This is a genomic window from Pseudaeromonas aegiceratis, assembly GCF_046254905.1.
Classification (GTDB): Bacteria; Pseudomonadota; Gammaproteobacteria; order Enterobacterales; family Aeromonadaceae; genus Pseudaeromonas; species Pseudaeromonas aegiceratis.
On sequence record NZ_CP158016.1, the window covers coordinates 847,545 to 869,594 of the forward strand.

General features: G+C 65.5%; 20 protein-coding genes and 1 riboswitch. Of the genes, 4 read left to right on the top strand and 16 right to left on the bottom strand.

All coding sequences use genetic code 11. The features are described 5' to 3' along the window. Positions 1–36 precede the first annotated feature (36 nt). From ABHF91_RS04215 to sstT, 6 genes are all read right to left on the bottom strand, one after another. Positions 37–1,071, bottom strand: coding sequence for a fimbrial protein (locus ABHF91_RS04215; RefSeq protein ID WP_409422216.1), 1,035 nt, complete (start codon positions 1,069–1,071; stop codon positions 37–39). Next, positions 1,068–3,575, bottom strand: coding sequence for a fimbria/pilus outer membrane usher protein (locus ABHF91_RS04220; protein ID WP_409422217.1), 2,508 nt, complete (start codon positions 3,573–3,575; stop codon positions 1,068–1,070). Before ABHF91_RS04220 ends, ABHF91_RS04215 begins: the two co-directional genes overlap by 4 nt. Next, the gene (locus ABHF91_RS04225; RefSeq protein ID WP_409422218.1) at positions 3,529–4,236 is read right to left on the bottom strand and encodes a molecular chaperone; all 708 of its coding nucleotides are present in this window, start codon (positions 4,234–4,236) and stop codon (positions 3,529–3,531) included. Before ABHF91_RS04225 ends, ABHF91_RS04220 begins: the two co-directional genes overlap by 47 nt. Before the next feature lie 64 nt (positions 4,237–4,300). Next, positions 4,301–4,837, bottom strand: a complete 537-nt coding sequence (locus ABHF91_RS04230) for a fimbrial protein (RefSeq protein WP_409422219.1) — start codon at positions 4,835–4,837, stop codon at positions 4,301–4,303. A gap of 234 nt (positions 4,838–5,071) precedes the next feature. Next, positions 5,072–5,344 carry a hypothetical protein gene (locus tag ABHF91_RS04235; protein WP_409422220.1) on the bottom strand — a complete coding sequence of 91 codons (273 nt, stop codon included), beginning with the start codon at positions 5,342–5,344 and terminating at the stop codon, positions 5,072–5,074. Between the two features lie 106 nt (positions 5,345–5,450). After that, a complete protein-coding gene (gene sstT, locus ABHF91_RS04240; protein WP_409422221.1) occupies positions 5,451–6,707 on the bottom strand; it encodes a serine/threonine transporter SstT in 1,257 nt (418 codons plus the stop codon). Between the two features lie 376 nt (positions 6,708–7,083). Between sstT and ABHF91_RS04245 the strand changes: the two genes are divergently transcribed. Beyond that, complete coding sequence (locus ABHF91_RS04245) at positions 7,084–8,463, top strand: PhoH family protein (RefSeq protein ID WP_409422222.1); 1,380 nt, start codon at positions 7,084–7,086, stop codon at positions 8,461–8,463. On the opposite strand, the gene ABHF91_RS04250 is transcribed toward ABHF91_RS04245, so the two are convergent. From ABHF91_RS04250 to thiB, 3 genes are read right to left on the bottom strand one after another with little or no spacing between them, the layout of a single operon-like run. Continuing rightward, entirely contained in the window at positions 8,460–9,185 is a 726-nt protein-coding gene (locus ABHF91_RS04250) for an ATP-binding cassette domain-containing protein (protein WP_409422223.1), read from the bottom strand. The two genes, ABHF91_RS04245 and ABHF91_RS04250, sit on opposite strands and share 4 nt — an antisense overlap. After that, positions 9,169–10,764, bottom strand: coding sequence for a thiamine/thiamine pyrophosphate ABC transporter permease (gene thiP, locus ABHF91_RS04255; protein ID WP_409422224.1), 1,596 nt, complete (start codon positions 10,762–10,764; stop codon positions 9,169–9,171). Before thiP ends, ABHF91_RS04250 begins: the two co-directional genes overlap by 17 nt. Continuing rightward, positions 10,765–11,751: a thiamine ABC transporter substrate binding subunit gene (gene thiB, locus ABHF91_RS04260; RefSeq protein ID WP_409422225.1), complete on the bottom strand. Its 987-nt coding sequence runs from the start codon at positions 11,749–11,751 to the stop codon at positions 10,765–10,767. Positions 11,752–11,793: 42 nt separating this feature from the next. Beyond that, positions 11,794–11,885, bottom strand: a riboswitch (TPP riboswitch). Between the two features lie 68 nt (positions 11,886–11,953). On the opposite strand from thiB, the gene ABHF91_RS04265 reads away from it, so the two are divergent. Next, complete coding sequence (locus ABHF91_RS04265; RefSeq protein WP_409422226.1) at positions 11,954–12,244, top strand: PilZ domain-containing protein; 291 nt, start codon at positions 11,954–11,956, stop codon at positions 12,242–12,244. 3 nt (positions 12,245–12,247) lie between these two features. Here the strand turns inward: ABHF91_RS04265 and ABHF91_RS04270 are convergent, their stop codons facing one another. After that, the gene (locus tag ABHF91_RS04270) at positions 12,248–13,192 is read right to left on the bottom strand and encodes a hypothetical protein (protein ID WP_409422227.1); all 945 of its coding nucleotides are present in this window, start codon (positions 13,190–13,192) and stop codon (positions 12,248–12,250) included. 161 nt (positions 13,193–13,353) lie between these two features. Here ABHF91_RS04270 and ABHF91_RS04275 point away from each other — a divergent pair, with 161 nt between their 5' ends. After that, on the top strand, positions 13,354–13,818 hold the full coding sequence (locus ABHF91_RS04275; protein ID WP_409422228.1) for an acyltransferase: 465 nt from the start codon (positions 13,354–13,356) through the stop codon (positions 13,816–13,818). 28 nt (positions 13,819–13,846) lie between these two features. Here ABHF91_RS04275 and ABHF91_RS04280 read toward each other — a convergent pair whose 3' ends face one another. From ABHF91_RS04280 to galE, 6 genes are all read right to left on the bottom strand, one after another. Continuing rightward, positions 13,847–15,061, bottom strand: a complete 1,215-nt coding sequence (locus ABHF91_RS04280) for a glycoside hydrolase family 26 protein (RefSeq protein WP_409422229.1) — start codon at positions 15,059–15,061, stop codon at positions 13,847–13,849. Between the two features lie 109 nt (positions 15,062–15,170). After that, positions 15,171–16,184 (bottom strand): aldo/keto reductase, encoded by a 1,014-nt coding sequence (locus tag ABHF91_RS04285; RefSeq protein WP_409422230.1) that lies wholly within the window; start codon positions 16,182–16,184, stop codon positions 15,171–15,173. A 63-nt stretch (positions 16,185–16,247) separates the two neighbouring features. Continuing rightward, entirely contained in the window at positions 16,248–17,279 is a 1,032-nt protein-coding gene (gene galM / locus ABHF91_RS04290; RefSeq protein WP_409422231.1) for a galactose-1-epimerase, read from the bottom strand. Between the two features lie 3 nt (positions 17,280–17,282). Beyond that, positions 17,283–18,443 carry a galactokinase gene (gene galK / locus ABHF91_RS04295; RefSeq protein ID WP_409422232.1) on the bottom strand — a complete coding sequence of 387 codons (1,161 nt, stop codon included), beginning with the start codon at positions 18,441–18,443 and terminating at the stop codon, positions 17,283–17,285. An 8-nt stretch (positions 18,444–18,451) separates the two neighbouring features. Next, the gene (gene galT / locus ABHF91_RS04300) at positions 18,452–19,492 is read right to left on the bottom strand and encodes a galactose-1-phosphate uridylyltransferase (protein WP_409422233.1); all 1,041 of its coding nucleotides are present in this window, start codon (positions 19,490–19,492) and stop codon (positions 18,452–18,454) included. A 22-nt stretch (positions 19,493–19,514) separates the two neighbouring features. After that, positions 19,515–20,537, bottom strand: a complete 1,023-nt coding sequence (gene galE / locus ABHF91_RS04305) for a UDP-glucose 4-epimerase GalE (protein ID WP_409422234.1) — start codon at positions 20,535–20,537, stop codon at positions 19,515–19,517. Between the two features lie 323 nt (positions 20,538–20,860). On the opposite strand from galE, the gene galR reads away from it, so the two are divergent. Then, the gene (gene galR, locus ABHF91_RS04310; RefSeq protein WP_409422235.1) at positions 20,861–21,877 is read left to right on the top strand and encodes an HTH-type transcriptional regulator GalR; all 1,017 of its coding nucleotides are present in this window, start codon (positions 20,861–20,863) and stop codon (positions 21,875–21,877) included. Positions 21,878–22,050: the final 173 nt, after the last annotated feature.

Below are 22,050 nucleotides of genomic sequence, written 5' to 3' on the forward strand. Positions count from 1 at the left end.
GGCCGAGTCTAGCCTGCCTGGGGGCCAGGGGCCGGATCACTGATAGATGAGGTTGAAGGTGACACTGGCGTTGGCCTGGCCGGCGGTGACACTGCTTTGGGTCTGCAGGTAGCGGGCCCGCAACGGCAGGGTCAGGCTGGCTCCTTCCGCCAGGCTGCTGCCGGAGTAGAGGGGCGTGTCGGGATACCGGTTCAGGGGCAGGGGCGTGTTGTCGCTGCGCAGCAACTGGAGGGCCACCCCGCTGGCGCCCCCGCTGTTGAGCTGCACCACCCCCTGTTCGCTGGCGTCGCTGACATCGCTGTCGGCGGTGGCATTGAACATGATATTCACCTGGGCCACGCCGCCGGTGCAGCTTTCCAGCTGGAGGTTGAAGGGGCGGGGCGCCGTGGTGTAGCCGATGCCGCTGAACTGGCTCAGGCTGTAGCCGCCCATCGCCACGCTGAGATTCTGGGAGCCGCTGCTGACGCTGCAGGTGCGGCCGGTGACGTTGACGCACAGGGCCTCGCCGCTGATCTGCAGCCGGGCCACCGTCTGGTCGCCGAAGCGGATCTCCCCCAGGGTGGCCCCCGCCGACAGGCACCAGCTGCCGGCCCACAGGCTGCTCATGACGAAGAAGTCGATGCGCATGGAGCTGGGATCGGTCAGCTCGTAGCTGGTGGGGGCCGACAGGTTGCCGTAGGGCTGGAAATAGCTGTTGAGGCCTGTGGTGCTGAGGTTCCAGCTGGCGGCATAGCCGATGCCGGGCAGGGCCGTGATGCCGTAGATGGGGTTGCCGTTGGAGTTGCCGTAGTTGCCCGAGGCATAGCCCAGCGGACTGTTGCTGCCCACCATGTTGAGGTAGCCCGCCGCCTCGCTGCCGTCACAGCTGCTGGACCAGGTGTTGATCCCCTGGGCGCCGCCAAAGTCGAAGGGGTGAGCGCCTACCGAGGTGGTGATGGCGAGGCTCTTGCTCTGGCCGCTGTGATTGTACAGGGTCGGCGCCGTGCCGCTGTCGATGCTGCAGCTGGCCCACAGGGGCAGGCTGGCGCCCAGCAGCGCCAGGCCAAGCAGCAGGCGAGGGGAGCGTCTCATGGTGTGTTCTCCTGGGGCAGGGCCTGGCAACGCAAGGGCGTCGGCGGCAGGTACAGGGCCGCGGCGTTGGGCCGTGCGGGCAGTTGGTAGCTCAACTGGCACTGGGCGTCGGTCTGCTCGCCCCAGCTCACCAGCAATCGCCCCTGACGGCTGTTCACCCGGGCATACAGCTGGCCGCCCTGGATCACAGCGCCCACGGCCTCGCCCTGTTCGTCACGCACCTGGGCACCAAAGGGCAGGGGCTGGCCGTCCGCCAGTGCGGCGCTCAGCAGGACCGGGAAGCCCTGGCGGCTGGCAAACTGCAGCAGCATCACGGCCCCGGCGTCCGGGCTGACCTGCTGCTGGGTGCTGAGCAGCTCCACGTTGGGATCCATGCCGGCGGGATCCAGCTCCAGGGTATTCTGCCGGAAGGGCGTCAGGTAGGGGGCGACGGCGATGCCGTCGGCATCCAGCTGGATGTCGGGCCAGCTGCGCAGGTGGGCACCGGCGGCACCGGGCGCCTGTATGATGGCGATGCTCTCCCCCAGATCCCGGCTGGCCAGCAGGCCGTCGGGGTGGAGCAGCAGGGCACCCCGGGCCCCCAGGCTGTATTGCCGCTGCTGCTGGTTGTCACCGCTGACGCTGCCGCTCAGCGCCAGCTTCTGGCCCCGCCACTGGCCGTTGGCGCCCAGGGTGTGATGGGTCTGCCCCGACTCCTGCCAGCGGGCGGTGCTGAGGCCATAGCTCCAGGGGATCAGGGGGCCGCCGCTGCCGGACAGATAGGCCTGGCTTTGCCAGTGCTGGCTGCTGCTGTGGTTAAGCATCAGGTTCAGGGTCTGGGGATAGGCTTGCTGCCCCAGGGGCAGGCTCAGGGTCAGCTGATAGCGATTTTCCGGCGACCAGCTGCTGGCGCCGGAGCGGCTGGCCGACAGGTTCAGGCCCACCGGGCCCCATTGCCGCTGGTAGCCCAGCTGACCATACCATTGCCGGTGGTGCTCCCAGCTGGCCAGCCAGGAGCCGGACAGGTAGAGGGAGCCCCCCAGCCGCCCCAGCGGCTGGTTCATGGTCAGATCCAGCCGGTTGTGGGGGGAGTCACCCTGCCAGGGATCCGGCGTGGTCTCGCTATCGGACCGCCGCAGGCTGTCCGCCAGGCTCTGGTAGCCAGGTTGCCGGTAGTGCTGCCCCGTGATGGTCAGGTGGGTGTCCGTGTCGGTCCATTGCCTGCTGTAACGGGCCCGCCAGCGTTGGCGGGTCTGGTCCTCGTGAGGAACAGCGGCGGTGAGATCCAGGGCCAGGGCACCCCAGGGGCTATTGAGGGCCAGGCCCCAGAGGCCGGCGCTGTAGTGCTCACTGAGCTGGCTGCCCAGATAGACGCTGGCTAGGTTGCTGAGTCCCTGGTGCCAGCTGCCCTCCAGTAGGGCCGCCTGGGTGTCGGCGTCCGCCACGTCCGTCCGCCCCAGGGTGAGGGCAAAGCGGTGCTGCCCGGCGCGCAGCAGCTGTGGCAAGCCGTTGTTGGCCACGGTAAAGGTCTGCTGGCTGCCGTCGGCCTCCAGCACTGTCACCTCCAGGTCGCCGCCATAGCCGGTGGCGTAGAGATCGTCGATGACAAATTCCCCGGGGGGCACTGTGGTTTGGTAGAGCAGGCGGCCCTGCTGATGCACCGAAATCCGGGCATGGCTGCGGGCCTGCCCACGGATCTGGGGGGCGAAACCCTGGGCCTGATCCGAGAGCATGCGGGGATCGGCGGCGAGGCTGACGCCGCGATAGCCCAGGGAGTCGAAGAACTGTCCCTGGGTGTTGGCCTGTCCCAGGGTCAGCCGACTCTGCCAGCTCGGCAGGCTGCGCCACAGGTTAGTCTCCAGGTTGTTCCAGTCCGTCGCCGCCTGATCCCTCTGAGAGAGGGTGGAGCGATGGCGCAGGCGCCAGGCCTGCCAGTTGAGGCCGCCCTCCAGGCCCAGGTAGCGCTGATCTGTGGTCCGCTCGCTGGTCCCATAGTGGTACTGGTTGAGATCGTACTGCAGCAGGCCGGCGGTGATGCCGCGCTGCCATGGGCCTGTGTTTGCCGGGGACTTGAGCAGGCGGGCCTGGGGCAGGGTCAGGTAGAGGGCCAGCTGATTGCCGTCATAGCGCCACTGGGCCAAGGGATCCAGCGACTCGGGGGCCGGGCAGGCCCGGGGATCGGCCAGGGCCTGCTGGAGCGCGGGATCCTCGGGGGGGCGTATCCCCAGCTGGGCCAGCAGTGCCGCGGTCAGGCAGGGATGCAGCGGGCTGGCCCCCCCGCTGTCGATGCGGATCGGGTGGCGGCCGCGGGATTGGTCGTTGAGCCAGAGGTCCAGCTCATAGCGTCCCGGGGGCAGGGGCCCCTGGGCCAGGCGGGCCAGATCCAGCCGCTCTCCCCCTTGCAGCTGCAGGAAAGAGGCATCGAACTCCACCGCCTGGGCCAGCTGGCACCCGCCGCTGCCCAGCAGCAGGGCGCCACTAACGAGCCACGGCCAGCTGCTGCGGACGCAGGGCGCCATAGTCATCGATGCTCTTGAACGTCAGTTGAAGGGGACCCGGGGTGACCGGCAGGGCGAGGGGGAGGCGTTCGCTGGCAAACGGCGCCAGCATGAGGCTGTCCAGGGGCTGGGTGTGCTCGCCCTGAGTCAGTTGCAGCTCGGTCAGGGTCACATAGAAGGGGGTGGGGTTCTCCAGACGGAGGCCCTGGTTCTCCAGCCTGATCTGCAGCCGGGCCGGCGCCTGGCGCACGTCGGCCTTGAGGCTTGCTGGGCGATAGAACAGCTTGAGCCGGGAGCGGATGGCCAGCTGCAGATAGTTGGCGCTGTCGTCGGGCTTGGCGGGGATGTCCAGCACGTTGAGCCAGAACAGGGACTCCCGGTCCTGGGGCAGAGGGCGGCTCTGGCTGTAGGTCAGGCGCAGGGCCTGGGCCTGCTGGGGATCCAGGCGGAAGATGGGGGGCAACAGGATGAAAGGCACCCGGGTATGGTCCGGTCTGGCGTCGGGATCGCCCTCGTCCAGCCAGGCCTGCACCAGCGCCGGCGCCGGGCCGCCATTGTTCAGTGCGACTGTGATCTCGCGGGCATTACCCGGGTAGACCACCCGGGTGGTGTTGATCACCACGTTGGCCTGCAGCGGCCAGCACAACAGACAGCATAAGCCGGCCAGGGCGCACTGGATTGCTTTCATGGTTGACTACCTTCATGGCGTTTTTATCGCAGCTTGCCCTGCCCGGGGTCGGTTCGGCACGGGCTCACTGATAGTTGAGGCTGAATACCGCCTGGGCGGTCACTGTGCCCGCTCCGGCGCTGCCTGCTTCCGAATAGTATTCGGCGAAGAAGTCGATGCTGGCATTGCCCGAGCCGTCCGGGGTGGCGGCCAGGGAGTTCTGGCTGTCCATGTCGCCGCCGGTGAGGTCCAGCACGTCGTAGTCGGCGTTGCGCAGGCGGACCTGCACATTGCTGGCGGTGCCGCTGTTGTTCAGGGTCCCGTTGCTGCTGTCGATCTCGCTGGTGGTCTCGAAATAGAGACCGACCGTGGTGAGGCTGTCCTCCATGGAGCAACTGCTGAGATCGACGGTGAAGGGGGTGCGGCCGGCCCAACTGCCGGCGTCGGTCAGCGCATCCGTGGAGAGGGTTGGCAGGGTCACGTCGCTGCCGCCGTTGACCGAGACGGTGCAGGTGGAGCTGGTGAGGGTACCGGTAAAGTTGATGGTGCCGTCCGTGGCCTGTGCGGTGCCGCTAAGCAGCGCCGCGGCCAGCAGGGCGCGGGAAATAAGCTGGGCGTTCATGATGCATCCTTCGTCGTTATTCACATGGCCGGCTGTCCTGCAGCGGCTCTGTTTTGTGGGTACTGGTTTTTCTTTGACCGCTGAATGTTAAAAAGTGTGAAGGATAAAAGGTGTGACTGAAACCGAGTTCTCCGGGGGGCAGAAACTGCCATCTGACAAAAATGTGATCACAAATGGATCTTTATCACTGAATGGATCTCAAATGGAGCTAATTGATTGGTTTCATTTGGAAATTTATAGATAGGTCAGCAGCAGCACCCCGCCGGTGAGGCGCGATTTGGCCGGTCTGGGTTGCCAGCGGGAGTGGATGCGGGAGGGGGTACAGCGGGACTGGGTGGCGGCCAGCAGACGGGCCGGCGACACTGGCCGTGAGGCGGGTAGGTGGCAGGAGGTGACCTGCAGCCGGCCCTGGATCCGAACTTGTCCGTCCGGCTGGGCGACAGCGAGTCCTGGGCTGTGGAGACCGATGATCAAGAGCATGCTGAGGTAGCACGCCAGCCTAGTCATTTCCTGTTCTCCCAGCATGGTGGCGACGGGGGTGTCGCCATGGGACGTTGGGAAAAGTATAGCCGGCCAAGATCAAGGAGCCCCGCCTAGGCGGGGCTCGCGTTTATCAGGCTTCGCTCTGGCAGGCCGGGGCCAGTTCTACCTTGGCCTGGTCGCTGCCGTGTTGGCAGGCGGCGGCGGTGAAGATGACGTCGGTGGAGCTGTTCAAGGCCGTCTCGGCGGCATCTTGCAGCACACCTATGATGAAGCCCACGGCCACCACCTGCATGGCCACCTCGTTGTCGATGCCAAACAGGCTGCAGGCCAGGGGGATCAGCAGCAGGGAGCCACCGGCCACCCCGGAGGCGCCGCAGGCGCTGACGGTGGCGATGATGCTCAGCAGCAGGGCACTGGGCAGATCGACGCTGATGCCCAGGGTATGCACCGCCGCCAGGGTCAGTACGGTAATGGTGATGGCGGCACCGGCCATGTTGATGGTGGCCCCCAGGGGAATGGAGAGGCTGTAGGTTTCCCGCGGCAGGCCTAGGCGTTCACACAGGGCCATGTTCACCGGAATGTTGGCGGCGGAGCTGCGGGTGAAGAAGGCGGTGAGGCCACTCTCCTTCAGGCAGGTGAGCACCAACGGATAGGGGTTCTTGCGGGTCACGGCGAAGACGATGAGCGGGTTCACCACCAGGGCGATGAACAGCATGCAGCCCAGCAGCACCAGCAGCAGCTGGGCATAACCCAGCAGGGCGCCGAAGCCGCTCTCGGCCAGGGTGCCGGCCACCAGGCCCAGGATCCCCAGGGGGGCGCAGCGGATCACCGCCCGCACCAGGGTGGAGACGGCACCGGCCAGCTCCTGGATCAGGTTGCGGGTGGCCTCACTGGCGTGACGCAGCGGCAGACCCAGGGCCAGGGCCCAGGCCAGGATGCCGATGTAGTTGGCGTCGGCCAGGGCCTTGATAGGGTTGCTCACCAGGTTGAACAGCAGATTGCCCAGCACCTCGGTGATCTGGTCCGGCGGGGTGATCTGGCTGGCACCGGCCACCAGCTTGAGGCTGGTGGGGAAGGCGAAGCTGGCCAGCACGGCCACCAGGGCGGCGCTGAAGGTGCCGAACAGATAGAGCAGCAGCAACGGACGCATGCGGGTTTGGGTGCCCTGCTGGTGGCCGGTGACGGCGGCCAGCACCAACACAAACACCAGGATCGGGGCGACGGCCTTCAAGGCGCCGACAAACAGGGTGCCCAGCAGGCTGCTGGCCTGGGCGGCGGCCGGCGCGAAATAGGCCAGCAGCAGGCCCAGGATCAGGCCGATGACGATCTGGCTTACCAGGCTGAGGTTCAGCAGGCGTCGGATGGGGGAGGCGGGGGTTTGGCTCATGTCCGTTACTGGCACCCTGTCGGTGCCCTCCTATTTTGGTTATTGAATATGGTTCGTAATTTTGCGGTTGGGCAATATCCCATGATCTTCCCAGGGGATCCAGCTTGGTTGCTGTTTTTTTGCCCTTGTCTGGGCGCTTTGTCTGGTTTTATTCGCTAAACGGCCACCGTTCGGCAACAGGGGCCGCTGGTGGTCATTAAGTGAGCGAACGAAGGGTCTAAGTGTGCGGCTGGGCGGATTTTGCTTTTTGCTGGGGGCCGACCGGTTGTCGGCGACCTGGGGGGAGCGTAGGGTAGGTCATGAGCCTGTCATCCGGCTGTGGTCTAACGGACATCTGTCTGACGCAACCGGATCATCGCATCCCAGGAGACTGCCTATGGATAATGACGTCTGCAAGCTGTTCATCCTCGACACCAACGTTCTGCTGCACGAACCCCTCGCCATCTACTCCTTTGACGAACACGACGTGGTCATCCCCATGACGGTGCTGGAGGAGCTGGATAACATCAAAGACCGCCAGAAAGATGTCAGCCGGGAGGCCAGGGTGGCCATCCGCACCCTGGAGGATCTGTTCAGCCAATCCACCCCAGAAGAGATAGTGGCCGGGGTCAGCCTCAAGGATCGGGCGCCCCAGTGCAGCGGCCGTGTCAGCATCTTCGCCGATCACCACCTGCCCGAGGGGGAGGAAGTGTTCACCAACAAGGAGAACGACAACCGCATCATCAACGCCGCCCTCTATCTGCAGAAGAAGCATGCCCCGCGCCCCGTGGTGCTGGTGACCAAAGACATCAACATGCGCCTCAAGGCCAAGGGGGCCGGCCTCAAGCTGGTGGAGGACTACCGCACCGATCAGCTGATCGACGACATCCGCCTGCTGGCCAAGGGCTTCCAGATCTTCGAGGGCTCCTTCTGGGACAAGGTGGGTGAGTGCGAGAGCACCAGCCAAGGGCGGGATGTGTTTCACCGCATTCAGGACGGCCTCATCGGCGACACCCATATCAACCAGTACCTGATCGACGAGCACGAGGAGTTTGTCGGCCGGGTCCATGCCCGGGAGGCGGGGCAGCTGGTGATCAAGGATATCGGCCGGGAACGGCTGATGGCCCGCCACGCCTGGGGCGTGCATCCCAAGCACATCTATCAGGCCATGGCGCTGGATGCCCTGCTTGACCCCACCCTGGATCTGGTGATCCTCACGGGGCCGGCGGGCAGCGGCAAGACCCTGCTGGCCATGGCCGCGGCGCTGGAGCTGGTGATAGAGCGGGGCATCTATGAGCGCATAATCGTCACCCGCAACACCCCGGAGATCGCCGAGAGCATCGGCTTCCTGCCCGGCACCGAGGAGGAGAAGATGATGCCCTGGCTGGCGGCGGTGACCGACACCCTGGAGGTGCTGCACAAGCACGATGTCAGCAAGGAGGGGTCGCTGCAGTACATCATGGAGAAGGCCAACATCCAGTTCAAATCGGTGAACTTCATGCGCGGCCGCAGCCTGCAGAACACCTTCGTGCTGCTGGACGAGTGTCAGAACCTCACCGCCTCCCAGCTCAAAACCATCATCACCCGCTGTGGCGAGGGCACCAAGCTGGTCTGTTCCGGCAACCTGGCGCAGATCGACTCCAACTACCTGACCGCCGTCACCTCGGGGCTCACCTACATAGTGGAGCGGTTCAAGGACTTCGAGGGCAGCGCCAACATCTATTTGAACGGCGTGGTGCGCAGCCGCTTGGCGTCCTTTGCCGAGGAGAACCTCTAACCCGCCGGGGCGCTCAGCCCCAGATAGCGACTCACGGCGGCGCCTCTAGGCGCCGCCAGCTCATCCACTGTGCCCTCGTAGGCCACGGCGCCTGATTCGATCAGCACGAAGCGATCGCCTATTTGCCGCACCTCGTCGGGCTGATGGGTGATAAACAGCACGCCGATGTTTTCATCTCGGGCCAGGCTGGCCAGCTCGGCCAGCATCTCCTGGCGCAGGGCCGGATCCAGGGCGCTGAAGGGCTCGTCCAGCAGCAAGAAGGGCTGGCGGCGCACCAGGCAGCGGGCCAGGGCCACCCGCTGCTGCTGGCCGCCGGAGAGCTGATCCGGCCGGCGGTCCAGCAGCGCCTGGATGCCCAGGCGTGTGGCGGCGGCGACGATGGCGGCCTGTTGCGCCTGGTCGAGCCGCAGGTTGGGGTGCAGTCCCAGGCCTATGTTGTCCCGGGCGCTCAGGTGCTCAAACAGGTTGTGACTCTGGAACAGGCTGGTGAAGGGGCGGGCCGCCGGGGCCAGGGGCAACAGATCCTGCTCCACATTGTTCGGCGACCGGTAGAGGAGGCGGCCGCCGTCCGGGCGCAGAAAGCCCGCCAGCAGTGCCATCAGGGTGGACTTGCCGGCGCCGCTGTGGCCCAGCACCCCCAGGATCTCCCCCCGCCCCAGGGTCAGGCTGAAGCGCCCCTGCCAGTCGTCCTGGCACAGGGTCAGCTCATCGGCAATCAGCATCTTTTCCTCCAATGCCCCGCTCCAGCAGCCCCAGCAGGGCCAGGCACAGGGCCAGCAACAACAAGGCGGTGGCAGCGGCCTCGTTCAATCGGTAGCTGCCCAGCTGCTGGTAGAGCAACCAGGGCAGGGTCTGCAGCTCGCCGCTGCCAAACAGGGCGATGGCCCCCAGATCCCCCAACGACAAAATCATGGCCAGGGCGAAGGCCCGGCCCAGGGCGGGGCGCAGCAGGGGCCACTCCAGCCGGGTGATGCGGGCCAGCCCGGCCAGCCCCAGGCTGTCAGCCAGGCGGTCATAGCGGTGGGCCACGGCCTCCATGGCCGGCTGCAGGGTGCGCAGGGTATAGGGCAGGCTGGCCAGGGCGTTGATCAGCACCACCAGATAGAGCCCCAGGCCGAACACATCGGTGAAGGGCATCAGCAGGATGAACAGGCCTGTGCTCAGCACGGCGCTGGGCAGCACCAGGATCAGGTTGCCCAGGGATTCCAGGCCCTGGGCCCAGTGGCGGCGACCCAGCCGCAGGCGCAGATGGCGGCTGCTGGTGAGCAGCAGCAGGGTCAGCCCCAGGGCCAGGCTGGCGGCCAGGGTGCCGATGAGCAGGGATTGCCCTGTGCTGTGCCACAGGCGGGGTGAGGCCAGGGCGCGCCACAGCTCGGGGCGCAGGCCGCTCAGCAGGATGGCCAGCAGCGGCGGCAGGTAGAGCAGGGCCACCAGAGCCAGGCTGGCGCCATCGTGCAGGCGGGCTCCCAGGCAGGCACCATCCTGGCGCCGATAGTGATCGCTCACCTTAAGCTGGGGCGGCTCGCTGGGCCAGCGGTGGTGCAGCAGCAGGATGAGGCCGGAGAGCAGCAGCTGCCACAGGGCCAACTGGCCGGCGGCATGCAGGTCGAAGTCGTAGCGCAGGGCCTGATAGATGGCCACCTCCAAGGTGGTGGCACCGGGACCGCCCCCCAAGGCCATCACGGTGGCGAAGCTGGTGAAGCAGAGCATGAAGATGAGGCCCGCCAACGCCGGCAACTGGGCCCGCAGCGCGGGCCACTCCAGGTGGCGGAACAGGCTCCAGCCGGCCAGCCCCAGCTGCTCGGCCAGCCGCCACTGGTTGGCCGGCAGCCGCTCCAGGCTCTGCAGCCACCAGCGGGCCGCCAGGGGCACATTGAAGAACAGGTGGGCCAGCACTATGCCGGAGAGACCGTAGAGGTATTGAGGCAGGCTCAGGCCCAGGGGGACCAGCAGGCGGGCCAGCCAGCCGCCGTGGCCGTGCACCGCCACCAGGCCGAACAAGGCGATGATCACCGGCAGCACCTGGGAGAGGCCAAACAGCCTGAGCAGCAGGCTTCGGCCGACGAAGCGCCGCCGGTGCAGGGCCCGGCTCACCGGCAGGGCCAGCAGCAGGCTCAGCCCGGTGGAGAGCGCCGCCTGACCCAGGCTGAAGAACACCACCTGGCGCAGATAGGGATCCCGCCACAGGGGCGTGGCCTCCAGGGGTGCCTGGGCCAGCAGGGCGATCAGCGGGCCCAGCCCAACGGCCAGCAGCAGGCCGGCGGTGATGCCGCCGGGCAGCCACCAGTAACGGCGGGGCATTTAGCGGCTGACCGCCTGGCGCCACTCCTGGATCCAGGCCTTGCGCCCCTGCTGGATCTGGGTTTCGGACAGGCTGAGGGTCTTGGCCGGCAGTTCGTGCTCCTCGAAGTGCTCAGGCAGGGCCACCCGGGTCACCGGATACATCCAGTTGCCGGTGGGGATCAGCTGCTGCACCTGGTCGCTGACCATAAACTGCAGGAACTGCTGGGCCAGCTCGGGATGGGGCGCGCTCTTGAGGCGGGCCGCCACCTCGATCTGGGGCAGGTGGCCCTCCGCAAACAGGGCGGCACGGTACTGCTGCTTGTTCTCCGCCAGGCGGTGGTAGGCCGGTGAGCTGGTGTAGGAGAGCACCAGATCCGCCTGGCCTTCCAGGAACATGCCGTAGGCCTCGCTCCAGCCCTTGGTGACGGTGACCGTCTTCTTGGCCAACTGCTGCCAGGCGGCGGGAGCCTGGTCGCCATAGACCTGCTTCACCCACAGCAGCAGGCCCTGGCCCGGGGTGCTGGTGCGGGGATCCTGATAGAGGATGGTGAGATCCGGCCGTTCCACCAGCTCCTTGAGGCTCTTGGGCGGGTGCTTCAGTTTGCTGCTGTCGTAGACGAAGGCGAAGTAGCCGTAATCGAAGGGCACGAAGGTGTCGTCCTGCCAGCCGCCGGGCAGGGTGAGGGCCGGCAGATCCACGCCGTGGGGGGCAAACAGGCCGGTGGCCCGGGCGTCCGCCAGCATGGCGTCATCCATGCCCACCACCAGATCCGCCGGGCTGTGGCTGCCCTCCAGGCGCAATCGGTTCAGGATGGCCACCCCATCGTCCAGGCTGACGAACTTGAGATCGCAGTGGCACTGGGGTTCGAAGGCCTGTTCGATCTTGGGACCCGGACCCCATTCGGAGGCAAAGGAGCCGTAGGTGTAGACGGTGAGTTCGGGCACTTGGGCCAGGGCGGCGCTGCTGAGGCCGCCGAGCATGAGGGCCAGGATGGAATGACGCATGGGAGCTCCTTGGGCTATGGGGCGATGCGTCCGACGGTGCCTGGGTGCCGCCGCTCAAATCCCTACGCCAGTATGAGCTGGATCAGGTAATTCGGGTATGATCTCAGCGGACGCCCGCACCCCGTTTGAGAAACAGGGGGCATTGTATTAACGTTTTTGAGTAAACGCCATAACTGACGAGCAACAGCCCTAAGGAGGTCGGGTGCTGGACCACAATCAAGAAAGACGCGCCTTCATGCGCATGGTGGTGGACGCCCCCGTCTGCCTGATCCAGGGCACCAAGCGGGTGGACGGCATCTGCCGGGATCTCAGTGCCACCGGCATGGCCATCGAGCTGCCGGCGGAGGAGTTTGCCGCCGGGGATCGCCTCTACGTCAGCCTGTCTACCAGCAGCAACGCCCTGCCGCCGTTTCAGGCCGAGGCCAAGGTGCTGCGGGCGGAGGCCGACGGCAACCTGTTTCGCCTGGGGGTGGAGTTCATCACGGTGAACTGAGACTCAGGGGGCCACCTCGATGGCCTGAAAATGCCCGCTGTCCAGATACATCTGGGTGGTTTTTGCCAACCGGCCCGGGGGGAACAAGCCCGGGCCGGCCACCTCCAGCAGGACGCCGCCGTTCGCCGGTAACTGCTTATCCTCCCCCTGGGCCGCCATGCCCACCGCCAGCAAGGCGTGATTCGGCACCAGCACCAGCTTGAGTGGCAGCTTGGGAAAACGGGAGCGCAGCAGCGCCGCCATCAACACCATCTTGCTATCGCAATCCCCCACGTTCTGCGCCAGCACCTGGCGGGGCAGCAAAAAGCTCAGGCCCCGGCTGCCGCCTTCGCCGCCCAGCGCCCGATAGGGAATGGACTGCACAAAATCCAGCATCCAGCCAATCAGCCGGCGCAGATCCTCGGCATTGGGGGGGGTCTGTTGCGGTTTGGCCTGTTCGGTCACCGCCTGCAGCTGGGTGGCCAGGGTGGCCAGCTCGGGGGCCAGGGTCTGCACCAGGCGGGCGTAGTCGTAGCGCACCACGGACCGGCCGAAGGGATCCTGATCCTGCACGAAGTAGTGCTGCGCCAGGTATTCGCCCCAGCGCTGGCTTCGCTGCTGGCCCAGCCACTGACTGATCTCGGCCCCCAGGTCGGCGTCGGCCACCCGATAGCTCATCTGCCACCGGCCGTTTTGCTGGTGCAGCTCGAAGCGCTGGTCCGGGTATTGGACGGCGGCATCGTGCATCAGGGCCCGGTAGACATAGGCGTCGGCCATGGCCGGTCGCCAGTCGATGAGGGCCGGCACCTGGGTCTGAGGGTTGAGTTTGCTCTGCAGGCGCAACACCTGGCCATCCGGGGTCTGCCATTGATAGTGCAGCACGTCCCCCTGGCTGTAGAAGGCCAGCTGTTTGGCTGGCAGGGGCAGGCCAAGCAGGGTGAGGAGCAGGACTGCGCAGGTTCGCAACATGGGGCATCCAGAACAGCTGAGATGGCTCGATTGTGGCCAAGGCCGGCCTTGGGATCAATCCGCAGCTTGCGGTTGTGTGGTCAGGGTGTGTGCGCCGGGACGCAAACGCCGGCCGATAGGGCGACTATGCTGGGGGCCGGTTAACCGGACAGGAGAACAGCATGGGGGAGGCGAACCGTCATCAGGCCGGGGTGAGGGAGGTGATCTTTGGCGAGGGGGTGACCCTGGTGGAACCCGTTAACCTCTATGGCTGCCAGCTGGGGGATGGGGTGTTTGTCGGCCCCTTCGTGGAGATACAGCGCCATGTGCAGATAGGCGCCGGTTGCCGCATCCAGTCCCACAGCTTCATCTGTGAATACGTGACCCTGGGGGAGGGCTGCTTCATCGGTCACGGTGTCATGTTTGCCAACGATCTGTTTCGCGATGGTCGGCCCAATCCGGATCCCGCCAGCTGGGGGCGCATCCAGCTGGGCCAGCGGGTGGTGGTGGGCTCCAACGCCACCATACTGGCGGTGACCATCTGCGATGAGGCGGTGATTGGCGCCGGCAGCGTGGTGACCCGGGATATTGAGCAGAAGGGCATCTATGCCGGCAACCCGGCGCGGCTCGTCCGGCCGCTGCCCTAAGCGGCGACCGGATCCGACATCACTTTGCCTATTCGAGCGTCGCCGCGCTCATATCCACTTCGCTTTGGGTCAGCACCGCCGAGTCCTGCAGCAGCTCGGTGACATTCTGGTTGCTCACCAGGGCCTGATGCACCCGGGTGCCATCCTCGTTGTACCAGTCATGCCAGCTGACCCAGTAGGCGATGGCCGGATAGTCGGCCAGCACGCTGGCGTAGAGGCGGGTGTCGAAACTGCCGGCCAGGGTGGCGGCCCCTTCCAGGTCGGGGCCGTATTCTCCCATGCCCAGCGGCTTGCCGAACTGCAGATAGCTCTGGTAGTCGTCGATGGCCAGGCTGTCGTCGTAGACGGTGCCTGCCACCACATCCACATAGTCGGCGCCGGGATAGCACCAGCTGACGCTGGCGATGCCGTCGCTTTCAGCCGAGGTGAGAGGGTCACGGTTGGGGGAGTAGACCCACAGCAGGTTGTGCAGCCCCTTCTGCTGTGTGAAGTAGCCGAACATGTCCCGCCAGAGCCGCTTGTAGGCCTGGCAACCGCTGGTGCTGGACTGAGTGGAGATACCCCACCAGAACCAGTTGCCGTTCATCTCCTGCATGGGCCGCCACAGCACCACCACCCCCGCCTCCTGCAGCTCCTGCAGGGCGGTGGCGATGCGATCCAGCTTGCGGCGCCAGACGGTATAAACGTCGCTGCTGTCATCCACCAGATCGGCGAGATCCACCAGGCTCATGTCACCCTTTTCGGTGCGGGTTAGATCCCCGCCGCCATAGTCATTCTCCAGATCGCTTTCGTCGTTCCACCAGGGGTTGTTGGGGCTCCAGTTGATGGTCACCAGGCCGCCGGCCTGCCAGTGAGCGATCAGCGCCTGGTTGGCGTTGGCGAGCTGCTCCGGGGTGAATATGCGGTCGTACTCGTAATCTAGCCCCACCACCGCCGGGCGCTCGCCGGTCTCGGTGGCCAGGGTGTCGAGCAGGGGCGCGTAGCCGACGGTGCCGCTGCTGTTGAGGATCTGATCCCCGTGGCCCGTGTTCTGGCCGGCCAGCACGCCGGGCAGGGTGTCGTTGCTCAGATCCAGCAGGTATTTGAGTTCGAGGCGGGCGGCGTCAGAGGCGTCGGTATCGCTGGGACTGATGCTGGTGGGCAGCACAGTGGTGTCATCACCACCACCGCCGCAGGCGGATAGCAGGGTGAGGGCGGTCAGCAGCAGGCCGAGCCGGCCAATCCTTGGCATGAGAGGAGACATGGGGATCCTTGTCGAGGTTAGGTTGAGCTTCAAACAGAACCTTATTCCTCGACCGGATCCCGGTGAAGCCTAGGGGTGAAAATGTGTGCGCCGTTTCACCCGCGGCGGCTCATTCGGCCGAGGCGGCCTGGCTCAGCAGGGCCTCGATGGCCGCCAGTTCGTCTGGGCTCAAGGGCGGCTGCTGCAGGGCGCGCACCGCCGCCTCGATCTGGCTGACCCGGCTGGCCCCCATGAGCGCGCTGGTGAGGGTCGGGGTGCGCAGCACCCACTGCAGGGCCAGGCCGCTCAGGCTGCGGCCGCCCTCGGCGGCCAGGCTGTTGAGACGCAGCAGCAACTCCCGCCGTGCCGGCGTGATGTCGCTCTCCCGCAGGAAGGGGCTGGCACTGGCGGCCCGGGAGTCGGCGGGAATGCCGGCCAGGTACTTGTCCGACAGCAGGCCGCCGGCCAGGGGGGAGAAGGCGATGCAGCCCATGCCCAGCGCTTCGCAGGCCGGCAGCGTCTCCGGCTCTATGTGGCGATCCAGCAATGAGTAGCGCACCTGGTTGATGAGGCAGCGCACCCCCTGGTCCGCCAGCAGGGCTGCTGCGCGGCGGGCCAGCTCGGCGGGATAGTTGGATAGCCCAACATAGAGGGCCTTGCCCTGTTTGACCATCAGCGCCAGGGCGGCCATGGTCTCCTCCAGCGGCGTGTGGGGATCGGGTCTGTGGTGATAGAAGATGTCCAGGTAGTCCAGCTGCATGCGCTTGAGGCTCTGGTGCAGGCTGGCGAACAGGTATTTGTTGCTGCCGCCGTCGCCGTAGGGGCCGGGCCACATGAGATAACCCGCCTTGCTGGAGAGGATGAGCTCGTCCCGGTAGGCGGCCAGATCCCGGCGCAGCAGGGTACCGAGCGTGGTCTCGGCGCTACCCGGCGGCGGGCCATAGTTGTTGGCCAGATCGAAGTGGGTGATGCCCAGATCGAAGGCGCGGCAGAGCATCTGCCGGCAGGCGTGCAGATCCGCGTCGGCGCCGAAGTTGTGCCACAGGCCTAAAGAGAGGGCAGGCAGCCGCAGGCCGCTGCGGCCGCAGCGGCGATAGGCCAGGGACTGATAACGAGCTTCGTCGGCCAGATAGGGTGAGGTCATACGGACTCCTTGGTCGAACAACGATGGCAGAAAAAGCAACAAGGGCCCGCAGGCCCCTGAGTCTTACTGTGCGACAAACTGGTACTGGATCTCGTGCTCGTAGCCCTCCCCGGGGGCCAGCCAGCAGCTGGGCTGGGGCCAGTGGGGATGGTGTGGGCTGTCGGGCAGCAATTGCGGCTCAAGCGCCACCCCCTGGTAGTCGGCATACTGGCCACCGTCCCGGGCCGGGGTGCCGGCCAGGTAGTTGCCGGTATACAGCTGCAGGGCCGGCAGGCTGGTGAACAGGTTCAGGGTGAGATCCCCTGAGCCTGAGGTCAGCCGGGCCGCCGGTTGCTGCTGCCAGGGCTTGGCCAGGCTCAGCAGGAAGCTGTGGTCATAGCCCTTGGCCAGCTGCTGCTGTTCATCCGCCAGGAAGTCCTGGCGCAGCCGCTTGCCATCCCGGAAGTCGAAGCTGCCACCGGCCACCGGCCGCAGCTCGCCAAACGGAATGCCCATGCCGTCGGTGGGCAGCATCTGATCCGCTGCCACCTGCAGGTGATGGTCGCGGATGTCGCCCTGGGCCCCATCCAGATTGAAGTAGGCGTGGTTGGTCAGGTTCACCGGGGTGAGGGCATCCGTGGTAGCCTGCATGCGGATACTCAGCCGATTGTCCGCCAGCAGCGCGTAGGTCACCGCCACCTGCAGGTTGCCGGGGAAGCCCTGTTCACCGTCCCAGGAGTCCAGGGTGAAGCACACCGAGGTTTCCGTCTGCCGGGTGATGGTCCAGCGCCGTTTGTCAAAGCCGATCAGGCCCCCGTGCAGGCAGTTTTCCCCCTGGCTCGCCACCACCTGGCGGTCCCCGCCCGGGTAGGGCAGATGGGCCTTGGCGATGCGGTTGGCGTAGCGGCCTATCATGGCCCCCAGGTAGCTGGTCTGCTGGTCGTAGCCCTCGGCCTGGGGGCAGCCCAGCAGCACCTCGCGCCGCCGGCCATCGGCCATGGGCACCCGGCAGGAGAGCCAGGTTGCACCCCAGTCCATCAGGGTGACCTGCATGCCGTTGTCGTTGGTCAGGGTGACCAGGGTCGGCGCCTTGGGATACGGATCGGCTTGGTTCATGGCTTACTCCAGAACGCCAGCTCCGGCGGAGGGCTGGCAGATGTAGAGGGTGGGTTGCAGGCCGGATACCACCGGATACTGCGCCTTGACGGTATCGCATACCTTGTCGGTGAGGGCCTGGGGCACCAGGGCCACCACGCAGCCGCCGAAGCCGCCGCCGGTCATCCGCACGCCACCCTGGGCACCGATCACGGCTTTCACCATCTCCACCAGGGCGTCGATGGGCGGTACCGTGATGGCGAAGTCATCCCGCATGGAGGCGTGGGAGGCGGCCATCAGCTCACCCATGCGCACCATGTCGCCCCGGGTCAGCACATCGGCGGCCTCCAGGGTGCGGGCATTTTCGGTGATGACGTGGCGGGCCCGTTGGGCCACCACGGGATCCAGCTCGGCGGCGCGGGCCTCGAACTGGGGCAGATCCAGATCCCGCAGGGCCTTGACGCCGAAGTGGGCGGCGGCGGCCTCGCACTGGGCGCGGCGGGTGTTGTACTCGCTGTCCACCAGACCGCGACGGACGTTGGAGTTGATGATCACCACGTCAAAGCCAGCCGGCATGGCCACGGAGCGGGTCTGCAGGCTACGGCAGTCGATGAGCAGGGCGTGGTTCTTCTCCCCCAGGGCGGAGATGAACTGATCCATGATGCCGCAGTTACAGCCGACAAACTGGTTCTCGGCCTGCTGGCCGTTCAGGGCGATCTCCGCCTGGCTGATGTCCAGCTTGCCCAGGGCCTTGAAGGTCTGGCCTACCGCCACTTCCAGGGAGGCGGAGGAGGAGAGGCCGGCCCCCTGGGGCACGTTGCCGCTGATCACCAGATCGGCGCCGCCTAGCCTGAAGCCGCGCACCAGCAGGTACTTGACCACGCCGCGCACATAGTTGGCCCATTGATACTCGGGATGAGGCTGGATCTCGTCGGCCAGATCGAAGCTGTCTTGCTGGTTGTCATAGTCGGCGGAGATCACCCGCACCTGGCTGCCCTGACGGGGGGCGGCGCTGATGACGGTGTTGTAATCGATGGCACAGGGCAGCACGAAGCCGTCGTTGTAGTCGGTGTGCTCACCGATGAGGTTGACCCGGCCCGGGGCCTGGATGGTCAGGGGAGCTGTGTAGCCAAACTGCTCGGCAAAGACACGCGAGGTAGTGGCGATCAGGGTTTCAATGCTCATGGTGATCCTCAAGCTTGTTCACGGAAATGGACGTCGCTGACGCTGCGCAGGCGGTCGGCGGCCTGTTCGGCGGTCAGGTCACGCTGGCTCTCCGCCAGCATCTCGTAACCGACCATGAACTTACGCACGCTGGCGGAACGCAGCAGGGGCGGATAGAAGTGGGCATGCAACTGCCAGTGGTCGTTCTCTTCGCCGTTGAAGGGGGCGCCGTGCCAGCCCATGGAGTAGGGGAAGGAGCACTGGAACAGGTTGTCGTAGCGGCTGGTGAGCTTCTTCAGCGCCTGGGCCAGATCCTGGCGCTGCGCCTCGGTGAGATCCGGCAGGCGCTTGACGGCAAACTTGGGCAGCAGCAGGGTCTCGAAGGGCCAGGCCGCCCAGTAGGGCACCACCGCCAGCCAGAATTCGGTTTCCACCACGGTGCGGCTGCCGTCGGCCAGCTCCCGCTGGGCATAGTCCAGCAGCAGGGGACGGCCCTGCTGGGCGAAGTAGGCGCGCTGGGTCTCGTCTTCCCGGGCGGCCTCGTTGGGCAGGAAGCTGTTGGCCCACACCTGACCATGGGGGTGGGGGTTGGAGCAGCCCATCATGGCGCCCTTGTTCTCGAACACCTGGATCCAGGGATACTGCTGACCCAGCTCGGCGGTCTGCTCGCACCAGGTGTCCACCACGGCAGTGAGGGCGGGCACGCTCATCTCCGGCAGCGTCTTGCTGTGATCCGGGGAGAAGCAGATCACCCGACTGGTGCCCCGGGCGCTGTGCAGCTGGAACAGGGGATCCTGGCTCTGGGGGGCCTCAGGGGTGTCGGTCATCAGGGCGGCGAAGTCATTGGTGAAGACGAAGGTGCCCTGATAGTCCGGGTTGATGTCACCGGTGACCCGCTTGTTGCCGGCGCACAGGAAGCATTCCGGATCGTGGGGCGGCTTGACGGCGCGATCCGGCTCGTCCTGCTGGCCCTGCCAGGGCCGCTTGGCGCGGTGAGGGGACACCAGGATCCACTGGCCGGACAAGGGATTGAAGCGGCGATGGGGATGGTCGGTTGGTTCAAACTGCATGATCAGATTCCTTGTAGACAAATTACTCGGCCGGGTAGCCCTGGGGATTCATGGACTGCCAGCGCCAGGTGTCGGCGGTCATGTCCGCCAGGCTGCGCTTGGCCTGCCAGTGCAGCTCGCTGGTGGCCTTGGCCGGATCCGACCAGCACTCGGCCACGTCGCCGGCCCGGCGGGGGGCGATGACGTAAGGCAGCTCCCGGCCACAGGCGGCGGAGAAGGCCTTGAGCATGTCCAGCACGCTGTAGCCCTGGCCTGTGCCCAGGTTGTAGATGTGCACCCCGGGCTGGCCGTGCTTGACCTGCAACGCGGCCACGTGGCCGTCGGCCAGATCCATCACGTGGATGTAGTCCCGCACCCCGGTGCCATCTGGGGTGGGGTAGTCATCGCCAAACACCGACAGGTGCTCACGGCGACCCACCGCCACCTGGGCTATGTAGGGCATCAGGTTGTTGGGGATACCCTGGGGATCTTCCCCCATGCGGCCGCTGGGATGGGCGCCCACCGGGTTGAAGTAGCGCAGCAGGGTCAGGGACCAGTCCGGCGCCGCCTTGGCAAAATCCTTGACGATGAGCTCCACCGTCAGCTTGCTCTGGCCATAGGGGTTGGTGGCCTGCAGGGTGGGGAAGTCCTCACGAATGGGCACCGCATGGGGATCGCCGTAGACGGTGGCGGAGGAGCTGAAGATGAAGGTCTTGACGTCGGCCCGGCGCATGGCCTGCAGCAGGGTCAGGGTGCCCGCCACGTTGTTCTCGTAGTACTCCAGGGGTTTTTGCACCGATTCCCCCACCGCCTTGAGGCCGGCGAAGTGGATCACCGCATCGATGGCCTCCTCGGCGAAGATGCGATCCAGCAGGGCCGCATCCCGAATATCCCCCCGATAGAGCTTAGGGGTGGTGCCGCCCAGCTCGGTGAGCCGAGTCAGTACGCTGGGCTTGCTGTTGCAGAAGTTGTCCAGCAGCACGGGCGTCATGCCGGCGGCCATCAGTTGCAGACAGGTGTGGCTGCCGATGTAACCCGTGCCACCCGTGACCAGAACTCGTAACATAAATGACTCCTTGAACCCCCGGCTTACCTGATGTGCGGGTCTGTGTAATCGCTTACCCTTAAATTTATGCCTCCCGGGGGCATTTGGGAAGAGGTGAGTACCGGCTATTCGTGAACAGTCTCACAAAATGCCGGCTTTTTGCGTCAGGGGACCTGTGTGTTGTGTAACGATGAGTGTAAATGCTTGTGATGTGTGTCACTGTTGTGACCTGCCCGGCCGGGGTGGCGGGAAATAATGCTGGGGTTTCAAAATAAAAGACCGGTATATTTCCCGAGCGTCTAACTGGGGTCTTATGTTGTTTCTACTGAACGAGAATAGAAAAGATGGCAACCATCAAAGATGTTGCACGTTTGTCTGGCGTGTCTGTCGCCACAGTGTCACGGGTTATCAATAATTCGCCCAAGGCGAGCCAGGCCTCCCGCGATGCGGTGTTCAAGGCCATGGCCGAGCTGAAATATCATCCCAATGCCAACGCACGGGCCCTGGCCCACCAGAGTGCCGAGACCCTCGGCCTGGTGGTGGCGGATGTGTCGGATCCCTTCTTCGGCACCATGGTCAAGGCGGTGGAGCAGGTGGCGCAGAACACCGGCAACTTCCTGCTGATCAGCAATGGCTACCACGACGCCAAGAAGGAGCGTCAGGCCATAGAGCAGCTCATTCGTCACCGCTGTGCCGGTCTGGTGGTGCATGCCAAGATGCTGCCGGATGAGGAGCTGGCCCAGCTGATGGGGCACATTCCCGGCATGGTGATCATCAACCGTACCGTGCCCGGTTTTGAGAACCGCTGTATCGCCCTGGATGATCGCTACGGTTCCTGGCTGGCGACCCGCCATCTGATCCAGGAGGGGCATAAGAAGATCGGCTTTCTGTGTTCCAATCACCTGATTTCCGATGCCGAAGAGCGGCTGGATGGCTATGTGCAGGCCCTGCAGGAGCACGGCATCGAGGTGGATGAACGCCTCATCTCCCGGGGTGGCCCGAACGAGGAGGGGGGTGAGGAGGCCATGACGGAGCTGCTGGGCCGTGGCCGCAACTTCACGGCGGTCGTCTGCTATAACGACTCCATGGCGGCGGGGGCCCTGTCGGTGTTGAGCGACAACGGCATCGAGGTGCCCCAAGACATCTCACTGGTGGGCTTCGACGATGTGCTCATCGCCCGCTACCTGCGGCCCAAGCTCACCACCATCCGCTACCCTGTCTCCGCCATGGCCACCCAGGCGGCGGAGCTGGCCCTCGCCTTGGCCCATCAGGATGAGGAACCGGATGTCGAGATGCCGGAGATCACCAACATGTTCAGTCCGACTCTGGTCCGGCGTCACTCGGTGAGAAATCTGCCCTGATTGAATCCATTCTCTGCAGCCCGGCCCTAGTGCCGGGTTTTTTATTGCTCAATCACTGTAATCGATAACACTTGTTATATTTCAAATAAACTCTTATTTATCAACTGCTTGTTGCTCGCGCGCGGTTCGGTCTATATTTTTGGTAACTTTTTCATATGGAAACAGATCATTTT